The 10,827-nt window shown below is 64.7% G+C and carries 8 protein-coding genes; 1 reads left to right on the plus strand and 7 read right to left on the minus strand.

The annotated features are described in order from the left end of the window. The first annotated feature begins 17 nt into the window (after positions 1-17). Positions 18-1,013, plus strand: coding sequence for a dihydroorotate dehydrogenase-like protein (locus tag B2828_RS15460; protein ID WP_479634670.1), 996 nt, complete (start codon positions 18-20; stop codon positions 1,011-1,013). A 135-nt stretch (positions 1,014-1,148) separates the two neighbouring features. Here the strand turns inward: B2828_RS15460 and B2828_RS15465 are convergent, their stop codons facing one another. The 7 genes from B2828_RS15465 to B2828_RS15495 form a co-directional block, all read right to left on the minus strand. Continuing rightward, complete coding sequence (locus B2828_RS15465) at positions 1,149-1,970, minus strand: pyrroline-5-carboxylate reductase family protein (protein WP_479634671.1); 822 nt, start codon at positions 1,968-1,970, stop codon at positions 1,149-1,151. After that, positions 1,967-3,313, minus strand: coding sequence for an exodeoxyribonuclease VII large subunit (xseA, locus tag B2828_RS15470; RefSeq protein ID WP_479634672.1), 1,347 nt, complete (start codon positions 3,311-3,313; stop codon positions 1,967-1,969). The genes B2828_RS15465 and xseA overlap by 4 nt, the downstream gene beginning before the upstream one ends. A 4-nt stretch (positions 3,314-3,317) precedes the next feature. After that, positions 3,318-5,009 carry a hypothetical protein gene (locus B2828_RS15475; protein WP_479634673.1) on the minus strand — a complete coding sequence of 564 codons (1,692 nt, stop codon included), beginning with the start codon at positions 5,007-5,009 and terminating at the stop codon, positions 3,318-3,320. Positions 5,010-5,038: 29 nt separating this feature from the next. Further along, positions 5,039-5,575: a hypothetical protein gene (locus B2828_RS15480; RefSeq protein ID WP_479634674.1), complete on the minus strand. Its 537-nt coding sequence runs from the start codon at positions 5,573-5,575 to the stop codon at positions 5,039-5,041. Between the two features lie 74 nt (positions 5,576-5,649). Continuing rightward, the gene (gene ilvB, locus B2828_RS15485; RefSeq protein ID WP_479634675.1) at positions 5,650-7,482 is read right to left on the minus strand and encodes a biosynthetic-type acetolactate synthase large subunit; all 1,833 of its coding nucleotides are present in this window, start codon (positions 7,480-7,482) and stop codon (positions 5,650-5,652) included. 296 nt (positions 7,483-7,778) lie between these two features. Further along, positions 7,779-8,942: a radical SAM protein gene (locus tag B2828_RS15490; RefSeq protein ID WP_479634676.1), complete on the minus strand. Its 1,164-nt coding sequence runs from the start codon at positions 8,940-8,942 to the stop codon at positions 7,779-7,781. Then, positions 8,939-10,537 (minus strand): GNAT family N-acetyltransferase, encoded by a 1,599-nt coding sequence (locus B2828_RS15495; RefSeq protein ID WP_479634677.1) that lies wholly within the window; start codon positions 10,535-10,537, stop codon positions 8,939-8,941. Before B2828_RS15495 ends, B2828_RS15490 begins: the two co-directional genes overlap by 4 nt. Positions 10,538-10,827 lie beyond the last annotated feature (290 nt).

The raw sequence follows: 10,827 nt of genomic DNA on the forward strand, positions 1-10,827 counted from the left end.
AGAAGGAGATATACTCCATGAATCTTGAAACTGATTACCTTGGCCTAAAGCTCAAAAACCCGCTCATGCCCGGTGCGTCCCCTCTGGCGGACGACCTCGCCACCATCCGGCGCCTCGAAGACGCCGGTGCGGGGGCGATTGTCATGCACTCGCTTTTTGAGGAGCAGATCAACCTCGAACGTCTCGCCGTCGAGCGGGACGTCGAGAGCCACACCGAAAGCTTCGCCGAAGCCACCACGTTCTTCCCGAACGAGGAAGACTTCGAGGAGACCTGCGAGGAATACCTCTCGCTCGTCGGCAAAATCAAAGAAACCGTCAGCGTCCCCGTGATCGCCTCCCTCAATGGCATCACCCCCGGTGGCTGGACCAGCTACGCCAAGCTGATTCAGGAAGCCGGAGCCGACGCCCTGGAGCTTAACTACTACGATCTGCCCTCCGACCCCACCAAGACCGGAGCCGACGTGGAAGCGCGCGCGCTGGACCTGGTGAAAGCGATCCGCAAGGAAGTCACCCTTCCCATCGCGGTGAAGCTTTCGCCCTTCTTCTCCTCGCTGCCGAACTTCGTTAGCGAACTGAAGAACGCGGGCGCCAACGGCGTCATCGTTTTCAACCGCTTCTATCAGCCGAACATCAACATCGAGGACCTCGATACGGACTCCGTGCTGGAACTCTCGACCTCCGCCGAACTGCGCCTGCGCCTCCGGTGGCTGGCCGTTCTGAGCGCCCAGATCGAAGGGATCTCCTACGGCGTCACCGGCGGGGTCCATACCGCAGCCGACGCCATCCGCGCCATCATGGCCGGGGCGAACGGCGTGCAGCTGGTTTCCGCGCTGTTGCAGAACGGGGCGGATTACCTCGGCACCGTGCTGACCGACCTGACCAAGTGGCTCGAAGAGCACGAGTACGACTCGCTTGCCCAGATGACCGGCACGATGAACCTCAAGCACTGCCCGGACGCTACCGCTTTCGAGCGCGGAAACTACCTCCGCATCTTGAAGAGCTGGCAGCCGTAATTTAACCGGCAGTTTGCAGTTTTTAGAAAACCCCAGGGTGGCCGCGGCTGACCTGGGGTTTTCTGTGTTGGGAAGCCGGCTTTTTTGCCGGATAGAGCGTTTGATTGCCCCAGGCGGCGGGGCGGTTCCCGAGGATCAGGATTGGGCCAGCGCGCGGTTGCGTTCGATGCCCTTTTTCAGGGCGTCCGGGAGCGAAACTCCCGCGCGAATCGCGTTGAAAATCGCCTCGGTGATGCCGCCCGGCGTTGCGGCTTGGCGCAGATAGGTCTCCTGGTCTGCATCGGAAAAATCACGGGGACGGACCTCCTGGGCCCATGTGATCACCGCACCATAATCCGGCAGCCCATGGCGTTTGCCCAGTGCGGCCAGTTCCGGCTCGTCGATCGGTTTCCCGAGGCTCTCCCACAGCGTGAGCGCCAGGGGAAGGCAAGGCCCGAGAGCGGTAAAGGCGTGAAAATCCTCCTCCCTCGCCAGCGGAATGAGCCGCAGCTTCAGGGTGGAAAGGATCTCGGCAACCACGGGATGCGCCGGGTAGATCGCCGCAATGCCGTTCCGGCCGAGGATCGTGTCCGGGGAGCTGGGCATCACGCGAACCCATTGGGCTCCGCTGGCGGCTCCCGGCAGCTTGGCGAGAGGAATCCCGGCCAGAAAAGAAACCCGCAGGCTTTCCTTGGGCGGTTCCTGGTCGCCCAGCGCGAGGTAACTCTGCGGGCGAACGAGGTAAAAGAGAATGCGCGAACGGTCCGTGACGGTTTCGCGGCTGGCCACCTGGGCGGAAAGTCCGTCGGCGGCGAGGGCTTGGGTGGTCTCTGGGGAGCCCCGATGGCAGATGGCCAACTGATCCGAGGGAAACCCGGATGCCAAAAGCGCCCGAGCGAAAGCCCGGCCCAGATGCCCCGCGCCAAAGATCCCCAGCGGAGCGCCGCCAAGGAAAGGGAGCGTGGTTTCGAAGCTCATGCCGGGTCCTCCTCGACTTTCGAGCGGAGGGTTCCGTCGGCCAGTTGCGTCATCAGCTCCGTTCCTGCGGGAGCCTGGGCCACACCACGCACGATTTCGCCCGAGGCCGTCCGCGTGATGCTGTAGCCCCGGGCCAGCGTGGATTGCGGCCCGAGCACGCGGAGCAGGTCGCGCCCTTTTTCCAGCCGGTGGGCGAAGTTCTCCAACGCCCCGGAGCAACCGCGCTGGAGGCGTTCGCTCAGGGCTTCGAGCTGCCCCTGACGGAGGCGTATCCCCTGGTCGGGCCGGTGTTCGCGCAGGGCCGAGCCGAGGACCTCGACGCGGCGGTGTTCGCCTGCAAGGCGTTCGGCGGCCAGACGGGCCAGGCGTTCGGCAAAATCGTCATTTTCCTGCATCCACTCGCGGAGGCGGGTCTGCGGCTCGCGGAAAAGCGGGCTGCCGCGCAGGAGCTCCAGGCGGCGGGCCCCGTCGCGCAGTTCGTCGCGCAGGCAGCGCTCCAGAGAGGCCTGGAGCTGGCCAAAATGGCGCAGTAGCGTGGCGCCGTCCGGAGCCAGCAGCTCGGCGGCGGCGCTGGGCGTCGGCGCGCGCAGATCGGCCACGAAGTCGGCAATGGTGAAGTCGATCTCGTGCCCCACGGCGCTGATGACCGGCAGGGCCGAGGCGTAGATCGCCCGGGCAAGCGCCTCGTCGTTGAATTCCCACAAATCCTCCGCGCTGCCGCCGCCGCGAGCTACGATGAGCGCGTCCACCGGGGGGAGTTCCCCGCGGTTGAATTCCTCGACCGCCGCGGTGATCTCCGCGCCCGCTCCGGCCCCCTGCACGCGCACGGGGTGGATCAAAATCTGAATCCACGGCGCGCGCCGGTGGAGAATGTTGAGCATGTCGGCGATGGCCGCTCCGGTGGGGGAGGTCACGATGCCGACGGCCTTGGGGAATTTCGGGATCGACCGCTTGTGGGCGGTATCGAAGAGCCCCTCGGCGGCGAGCTTGCGTTTGAGCGCCTCGAACTTCGCCGCCAGCAGGCCCGCTCCCGCCGCCTGGATCAGCCGGACGTTGAGCTGGTATTGCCCGCGCGCTTCGTAAACGGTCATCTGCCCCCGGGCGTGGACCAGCATCCCCTCGGAGAGCGGGATGGAGGCGTGGCGCAGCCCTGGCCGGAAAAACAAGACGCACGAGAGCTGCGAGCGCTCGTCCTTCAGGGTAAAGTATTGGTGCCCCGAGGCCTGTTTGCGCAGGTTGCTGATCTCCCCCTCCACCCAGACGTCGCCGATCCCTCCCTCAATCAGGCCGCGAACCTGCTGGGTTACTTCGGAGACGGAGAGAATGCGCGGTTCCTCGGGCATGGGGTTATTGTGACTTCTCCAGGCAGGTTTTCAGGAACTCCTTTGCCGCCGTGTTGTAGGGCTCCAGTTTTAGGGCGGCTTCGCCCCGGGCTTTGGCGGAGGCCGTGTTGCCTTCGGCTAATTCCAGTTTGCCCAGGTTGACGAGGGCTTCGGAGTAGTCCGGATCGATCTTGAGGGCATCGGTGAAAGCCGCCAGGGAGAGGTCCTTTTTGTCTCCTATTTGATAGAAAACGCCTAGGGCATTGAGCGGATCTGCGACGCCGGGACGCGTTCTCCAAGCCTGATCCAGTTTGCTGTAGGCGCCGTTGAGGTCGCCTCCTTGCAGAGCGGCCTGGCCTTCCTGGTAGATTTCCTGCCAGCTCTTGGTCTGGTTGCTGGTGGCAAAAACCAAAACTGTGGCGGCAAGGAGGGCTGCGGCGTATTTCCAAGCCTGCCGGACCTCGCCGGAGGCCAGTGTTTGCGCCAGACCCACGACGGTTCCGCTGGCCAGCAGCACCAGCCCGGGCACGGCCAGGAGGCGGCCGCTCTCGGTCACATACACCGTCACGAGGGCCAGCATTTGCAACAGGACGGCCCCGAGCACCCAGCGCGAAGCGGGCCAGCGCCGCCAGGAGAAAGGGAGCGCCGCGAGGGCGAAGAGGGCGACGATCCCGAATCCGAGGCCTGGGGTGACGATGCGCTGCTCGGTAAAGGGCTGGAGCACGCCCAGGTCGTCATGGCGGGCGGCGTTCCAGAAGTTGCGCATCTTGACCAGCGCGATGACGATCCGCTGCCCCGGGTGTTCCCGCAGAAAGGCCGTGGCTTTGTCCGCCCAGAATTGCGAGGCTTGGCCCCGGGTTAGTGTGCGACCCGTCGCCTCCTGGGCAATACGGACTGATTCTTTCAGGATCGCGGCCCTCTCGGCGCGTTTGAATTCAGGCGGCAGCTCGGGGTAGCCGTTGGCTTGCGGGCGGTGGCCGATCCAGGCGTTCAAGCCCGATTGCGCGGAAAACCAGACGGGCTCTTTGGCAATGACGCGGTTGTAGACCCAGCACGGGGCCGTTCCCAGGAGCGCCCCGAGCCCGAGGCTGGCGGCTGCGGCGGCGATGGCGGCGGGTGCGCGCAGGCGGCGAGCGGCGGCGGCCAGCGAAAGCGGTAGAATAGCGAGCACTGCCGGAACCGCCGTGGCGACGAGTCCCGCGAACGCGCCGATGCCGAGCCAGGGCTTCCAGCGCGAGACGCTCTCGGTCTTCATGCTCCAGAAAAAGAGCCCCCAGAAGGCCAGCACGCCCCAGATGGCGGGCGTCAGGACGAGGGAGAAGGCCTGCGCCGGTTGGAAGAATGTCCAGCCGACGGCGGCAAGGATCCCCGCCCAGCGGCCCCTCGCGCCCGGGTAGAGCCAGGCGGCCATTTGGAAGATCAGCGCGGCGATCGCGGCTTCACACAGGATTTGCAGCAGCCCTGCCGCGTAGTAGTTGGCCCCGAGGGAAAACAGCCCGGCCAGCGGGTAAGCGTACCCGGGCATCCCGGGGAAGGCCTGCTGGTCGGCCCAATGCCCGGCGGCGATCTGCTCCGCCCAGTCGGCGTAAAATTTCGGCTCCCCCATGAAGGGGGGGAAGAGGGGCGACCCCGCGAACCGCGTCAGCACCAGCAGATGCACCACGAGGGCGAACGCGAATACCAGCGCGTAATCCGGCAGCGAGCGTTTCGAGGCCATAAGGCTGCGGGGGAAAAGCTTGGGGGCGCTTAGTGGGCCCGGGAGGAGGCGAGGGTCCCGTGGTAGAGGGAGAGGATCGGCACCCGCTCCAGGAAGGAGAATTCCGTGCGGCCCGTGGAGTTCACCACGCAGGCCACGGCGACTACCTGCACCTTGTGTGTGGAGAGCGCGGCCATGGCTTCGTTGAGCGGGATGAAGTTTTTGCACTCGTCGATGACGAGCACCACTTTTTCCTTCGGCACGAGGTAGTGGCGGGTCAGCTTCGGTACGCCTTCGAGCACCTGGATCGAGGCGAACCGGGACCCGGTGAGGTGGGCGAGGTGGGCGGTGAGGACCATGCTCTCCGGGCAGGAGGCGGCTACCATGCAGTCCACTTTGCCTTCTTCCAACTGCTCTGGGAAAATGCGGATCAGCTCTCGGGCGAAGTAATCCATGACCCCCGGGAATTGCTCTGCCCCCGCGACGCCTCCGCCGCAGTTGGTCAGCGTGGCGGGAATGTCGCCGGGAACGATGAGTTCCTTCGGTTTAAGGTGCAGGAGCGAGCGGAGGTTGGAGATGAGATCCATGGGTTTGGTTAAAGGAGGCTGAAAAGAGAAGCGGGTTTGGCGCGAATGTAAACCTCAAAGAGTGGCTTGGGGTTTTACAGTGCGGTGGGGAGCTTGGCTCCGTCCTCGGCCTTGAGTTTGGAGTTCACGGGGTTGGTGATGACGTCTTTGTAGCTCATTCCGCCGGGGATCATTGGCAGGACGTGCTCGGTGTAGGGGACCAGGACGTCCAGGATGTACGGTTCCTTGGCCTCCAGCATCCGGGCGATGGCGGGCTTGAGGTCGGCTTTGCGCACGACCCGCTCGCACTTGACGCCGAAACCGGCGCAGATGGCGACGTAGTCGGGGTAGATCTGCTCTTTGTGGGAGGGGTCGCCCAGGTAGGTGTGGGCGCGGTTGCTGCCGTATTTCAGGTCTTCCCACTGCACGACCATGCCGAGGTGCTGGTTGTTGAGGATGATGGCCTTGGCCGCGATGCGCTCGATGTGCGCCATGGCGAGCTCCTGGATGTTCATCAAAAAGGAGCCGTCGCCGTCGATGTCGATGACTTCGAGGTCGGGCCGGGCGACTTTCGCGCCGATGGCGGCGGGGTAGCCGAAGCCCATGGTGCCGAGGCCCGCGGAGGTCAGGAAGGTGCGCGGTTTGCGGAAATGGTAGAACTGGCCGGTCCACATCTGGTGCTGGCCGACGCCGGTGGTGATGATCGCTTCGCCGTTGGTCATCTCGCAGAGGAGCTCGACGACGTGCTGCTGCATGATGGCCCGCTCGGTGTTGCGGTAGGTCAGCGGGAACTGCTGTTTCCACATGTCGATCTTGGCGTACCAGGCCGGGTAGGTGGCCGGGGCGGCTTTGCGGGTGACGCCGCGCTCTTCCAAGAGGCAGTTGAGCCGGGTCAGGGCGTACTTGACGTCGCTCTGGATGGCCAGGTGCACGGGCTTGTTTTTGTTGATCTCGGAGGCGTCGATGTCGAGGTGGACGATGGTGGAGCGTTCGCAGAAGCGCTCGACTTTGCTGGTGACGCGGTCGTCGAAGCGGACGCTGATGGCTAGGACGACGTCGGCTTCGTTGACGGCGTTGTTGGCGTAGACGGTGCCGTGCATGCCGAGCCATTTGAGGGCCAGGGGGTGGTTCTCCGGGAAGCCGCCGACGCCCATGAGCGTGGTGGCGACGGGGATGCCGGTGCGTTCGGCGAATTCCAGCAGCTCCTCGGACGCGTTGCCGGAGATGATGCCGCCGCCGCAGTAGATGGCGGGCTGTTTGGCTCCGGCGATGAGGTCGAGCATTGCCTGGAGGGACTCCTCGTCGGCTTTGGGGAAGGGTTTGTAGCCGGGCAGGTCGATCGATTCCGGGAATACCAGCGGGGCCTTGGCCTCCTGGATGTTCTTGGGCAGGTCGATCAAGACCGGGCCCGGGCGGCCGCTCTGGGCGATGTAGAAGGCTTCTTTGATGACGCGCGGGATATCCGCGGTGTCGAGGATGAGGTAGTTATGCTTCACCACGGGCAGGGACATGCCGAACATGTCGGTTTCCTGGAAGGCGCCTTTGCCGATTAACGGGCTGGCGACCTGGCCGGTGATGGCGATCAGGGGGACGGAGTCGAGATAGGCGTCGGCGATGCCGGTGATCAGGTTCGTCGCCCCGGGGCCCGAGGTGGCCATGACGACGCCCGCGCGGCCGGTGACGCGCGCGTAGCCCTCGGCGGCGAAGGCTCCGCCTTGTTCGTGGCGCGGGAGGATGGTCCGGATTTGCTTGCTGCGGGTGAGGGCTTGGTGGACGGGCATGCTGGCACCGCCCGGATAGGCGAAAATGGTGTCCACGCCCTCGCGTTCCAAACATTTTACCAGAATCTCCGCGCCGGTGAGGAGGGGAGTTTCGGAAGTTGAGGATGGGTTGGTCGGCGTGGTCATAGGGAAAAGGTTGCTAAGCATAGAGAGGAAACGCCCCTCAATCAAGCGCGGCTTCGCGGGGGGAATTTTGCCGGGAAATGACGTTTGCTAGGGGTGGGGCGGGAGGTTGGGCCTCTTGGGGATAAGCGCCAGGGCGCTTGGCGGAGTCGCTTCGCTCTCCATTGTGTGCAAGGCGGGGGGCGAGGGGGCGCGGCTGCGCAAGAGGGGTTTTTTTGCGCCCGCCTTGCGGATGGGTTTGGATTCCGGGGCTCTGCCCCAGTCCCCGGCAAGGGGCTTGCCCCTTGCATCCCGTCTGGAAACTGCGTTTCCTCTTTTTTTTACTGGGCGATTTCTTCGTCGCTGAGGTAGCAGCCGGGGTCTTCGTGCCATGGGTTGCCGTAGCGCTGCCATGCCCGGACGCGGAAGCCGCCGCCGCAGATGTCCAGGTGGCGGCAGGTGGCACACCGCCCGCCGACGGGCCGGGGCCGGGTGCGCAGGCCGTTCAAGATGGCGTCGTCGGTGCGGCTCCAGATTTCTGAAAACGGCTGCTCTTTGACGTTGCCCAAGGTGTGATCCTGCCAGAATTGATCGGGATGGACGTTCCCCTGGGTGTCGATGTTGCCGATGCCGATGCCGCTGCTGTTGTTGCCGCCGCCGTTCCACTGGATCAATTTGAGCGCGAGGGCGTGCCGAGCCGGGTCCCGGGCCAGGCGGGCGAGGAGGTAGGGGCCGTCGGCGGGTTGGTCGACGGTGAGGACCTCGCGGTCGAGCCCGGCGGCGTGCCAGGTTTCCACGCGGTCCATGATTTTGTCCAGCGCGGTGCGGATCTCCCCCGGCTCCAGTAGCGAGAGGTTCACGCCGCGGCCGCTGTAGACCAGGTGGTAGAAGCAGACGCGCCGGATGTCCTCGGCTTCGATGAAGTCCAGAATGCGGTCGATGTCGGTGACGGTGTGGCGCGTCAGGGTTAGGCGCAGGCCCGCTTTTTGCCCGGCTTCTTTGCAGTATTTGAAGGCCGCGACCGCCTTGGCGAATGCCCCCGGCTTGCCCCGGAATTGGTCGTGCGTTTCGCCGATGCCGTCCAAGGAAATGCCGACGTAGGAGTAGCCGATTTCGCGCAGTCGGACGGCGATTTCGGGCGTGATGAGGGTGCCGTTGGTGGAAATGGTGAGCCGCAGGCCGCGTTCGGTGGCGTATTTCGAGAGGTCGAAAAAGCGGGGGTGGATGAGCGGTTCGCCGCCGGAAAGGAGCAGCGCGGGAACGCCGAAGCGGGCCAGGTCATCGACCACGGCTTTGGATTGCTCCCAGGTCAGCTCGCCGGGGTAGTCGCGGGCGTCGGAGTCCGAGTAACAGTGGACGCACTTCAAGTTACAGCGCCGGGTGATGTTCCAGACGACGATGGGGCGGCGTTCGGCGGCGCTGGTGGGCGCGCCGTGGCCCATGCCGTAACGGAGGCCGTCGGCGGGTTGGGCGACGTCGCAGAGGAGGCGGGTGAAGTTGATCATTGGCGGTGGTTGTTTTCGCGGCGCAGCGTCACGACTGTCACGCCGTCGGGAGAAAGCTCGGTGCCCGTCTGGACGTAGCCGAGTGATTGGTAAAGGTGCAGGTTTCTGGCGCTTTGCGAGCCGGTGAAAAGCTCGAACGCCTTACATTTGGGGAACGCCGCGTGCAGCGCTTGCATCATGGCGCGGCCGTGGCCTCGGTTTTGGTGTTCCGGAATAACGCTCAGGCGGCCCACGTAGCAGACGCCCTCGTGATCCTCCTCGCCGCGAACCGAGGCGACCAGCCTGCTGTTGATGGTTCCCTTCAGGACGATGTTGTGCGCCATCGACTCCAGGCACTCGGCCTCGGTTTCGTGCATCGGCAGCACGCCCTTGCCGTAGCGGTCGGCTTCCTCCTGGAAAGCGAGCTTTTGCACCGCCAGGATTTCCGGGACATCGGCCACGCCCGCCGGGCAGACGCTCAGCTCCGGCTGTTGCAAGATCGCCCCCGGGTGGGCCACTTCGCCGGGCGGCTCCAGCGGGCTGGAGTGGGGTTGGTAGACGCAGAGCGGTTCGGAGGCGAGCAGGTTGCCCGTCATCGCGTAAGAACGCGCCCGTGAGCCGCCGCAAATCCGGTTCCATTCGCACTTGCCGCATTTGCCCTTGAGTTGGTCGGGATCGCGCAGCGACTGGAGCAGCGGCGACTCGCGGTAGACGGTCAGCAGATCCTCGCCGCGCACGTTCCCGGCCACCATCGGCAGGAAGCCGCTCGGGCAGATGTCCCCCACGTGGGAGACAAAGACGAACCCCTTGCCGTCGTTGGTGTTGCCGAGCATCGGGGGCGGGCCGGATTGTTCCGCACGCCAGCGCTGCCAGGCCACGCGGCGGTAATGCTGTCCCTCGGTGGTCTTGATTTTGTACGACACGCGGCGCGAAAGCTCCCAGAGCCGGTTAAACAGAGCCTCCAGCTCCGGGCCGTCGAGCAAATCGGCGTTCTTGCCCCGGCCCGTGGGCACGAGCAGGAAGAGGTTCCACATCGCGGGGCGGATCTCGTCCATCAGCGCGACAAATTGATCGAATTGGTCCAGGTTCTGGCGGGTGAGGGTCGTATTGATCTGGAAATCGAGCCCATGGGCGCGACATGCCTCCATCGCCTTTTGCGTCCAGTCCCACGTTCCCGGGACGCCCCGGAAGGCGTCGTGCGTCTCGCGGCTGGCCCCGTCGATGCTCAGCGAGAGCCGGTGCAGCCCTGCGTCGCGGAGCCCCTGGAGATCGGCTTTCAAGAACCGGGGCGTGGCGCTCGGGCTGAGGGCCACTTCCAGCCCTTTCGAGCGGGCGTAGGAGACCAGCTCCAGAATATCCGGGCGCATCATCGGGTCGCCGCCGGTCAGGATGAAGTAGCCGGGCGTGGCGCGGGCCACCTGGTCGATGAAATGCTTGCCCTCCTCGGTCGTTAGCTCGCGCGGGTCGCGCTGGGGCTGCGCCTCGGCCCGGCAATGGCGGCACGCCAACACACAAGACCGGGTGACTTCCCAGATCACGATGAACGGGTGGTCATCCCATCGGGAAAGCGGATTACGCAGGGCGAGGTTCGGGTGCATCAATGGGGAATTTCTCACAGGAAGGCCCGAAGGCACGAAGAAAATTTTTCCTGGAGGCCCCGGGGAAGGGAAAAAGCAACGCACCGGGAGCATGAAACTCCCGATGTGCGCGGGCTGCTTTTTAGGCGGCAGGCTTCCTAAGGCGCAGCCGTCTTAACAAAAGATTCCGTCTCGTGGCCGCACGGAGCTTTTTTTACTTATTTGCCCTCGTTGCCCTCGTTCCCAAACTCCATTTGGGAACGCCTCTGCTCCGGCAACTCGATTGCCGCAATAAGAGTTGCGGGTACAAGCGCGTGCCGAAATAGAGT

The sequence above is a fragment of the Spartobacteria bacterium UBA695 genome (genome assembly GCA_002298145.1).
In the GTDB taxonomy this organism is placed as follows: domain Bacteria; phylum Verrucomicrobiota; class Verrucomicrobiia; order Chthoniobacterales; family Chthoniobacteraceae; genus UBA695.

What these genes read in the sequence shown, in the direction of transcription:
- xseA (WP_479634672.1), bottom strand. Translation starts at nt 3,313, where the DNA reads ATGCCCGAGGAACCGCGCATTCTCTCCGTCTCCGAAGTAACCCAGCAG.
- B2828_RS15465 (WP_479634671.1), bottom strand. Translation starts at nt 1,970, where the DNA reads ATGAGCTTCGAAACCACGCTCCCTTTCCTTGGCGGCGCTCCGCTGGGG.
- B2828_RS15475 (WP_479634673.1), bottom strand. Translation starts at nt 5,009, where the DNA reads ATGGCCTCGAAACGCTCGCTGCCGGATTACGCGCTGGTATTCGCGTTC.
- B2828_RS15490 (WP_479634676.1), bottom strand. Translation starts at nt 8,942, where the DNA reads ATGATCAACTTCACCCGCCTCCTCTGCGACGTCGCCCAACCCGCCGAC.
- B2828_RS15480 (WP_479634674.1), bottom strand. Translation starts at nt 5,575, where the DNA reads ATGGATCTCATCTCCAACCTCCGCTCGCTCCTGCACCTTAAACCGAAG.
- ilvB (WP_479634675.1), bottom strand. Translation starts at nt 7,482, where the DNA reads ATGCTTAGCAACCTTTTCCCTATGACCACGCCGACCAACCCATCCTCA.
- B2828_RS15460 (WP_479634670.1), top strand. Translation starts at nt 18, where the DNA reads ATGAATCTTGAAACTGATTACCTTGGCCTAAAGCTCAAAAACCCGCTC.